This window comes from Pseudanabaena biceps PCC 7429 (genome assembly GCF_000332215.1).
In the GTDB taxonomy this organism is placed as follows: Bacteria; Cyanobacteriota; Cyanobacteriia; order Pseudanabaenales; family Pseudanabaenaceae; genus Pseudanabaena; species Pseudanabaena biceps.
Genome location: NZ_ALWB01000455.1, coordinates 1 through 671 on the forward strand (window position 1 = coordinate 1; position 671 = coordinate 671).

General features: G+C 37.7%; 1 protein-coding gene. It reads right to left on the bottom strand.

Annotated features, from left to right (window positions below; all coding sequences use genetic code 11):
• Positions 1 to 78: 78 nt before the first annotated feature.
• Positions 79 to 459, bottom strand: a complete 381-nt coding sequence (locus PSE7429_RS23085; protein ID WP_009629833.1) for a hypothetical protein — start codon at positions 457 to 459, stop codon at positions 79 to 81.
• Between the last annotated feature and the right edge of the window lie 212 nt (positions 460 to 671).

Genomic DNA, 671 nt, shown 5'->3' on the forward strand with positions numbered 1-671 from the left:
GGCGCTTCGCGCCGCCAGTCAATTCTTGGGGTTTGATTTGTCTTCAGTCAAGTGACTGTAGCTATAGCTTATTGACTCTTAGCTAACGTTAGTTAAAAAAGGGATTTGGGATTGAAGATTATCGCTAAGTTCTTTATTTAAATCAGAATAATTGCGTTTTAATTCCCAAGCACCTGAATCTCCAATAAATGCATCAATTTTCCATTCACCTGAAATCAAATTCTCTTCTTGATTAATTGTTCCGAAATAGTTAATTATGTAGTTATGGGAATAATATTTTTTGGTAAAACTAACGCTACTACCAATCACCTCACCATTGACGATCGCTTCACCTAAACTGCCATCATCTAAAATATTGCCCGTCAAAGAGTTCCCACTTTGGATAAACTCAACCTCAAATCTTGTTGGTAAACCCCATTGCCAATAAGTTCCCAACCAAGCTCCAGATATATTTGCCATTGCTTTTACCTCAATCACACCTCAATCACATAAGATATCAAACTGAGAAATTATCCTTGCTCTAACAAATGGATAGAAAAACGGATAGATTTTATATTGACAATTAAATCATGCAAGGAAAACTGCCTTTTTGCCACTATTTATAAGTACCTCAGCATACTTAAAATCCAGATCTAAAACCTGCGGCGCACGCGGCGCGTGCGCCGCAGGTT

What these genes read in the sequence shown, in the direction of transcription:
- PSE7429_RS23085 (WP_009629833.1), bottom strand. Translation starts at nt 459, where the DNA reads ATGGCAAATATATCTGGAGCTTGGTTGGGAACTTATTGGCAATGGGGT.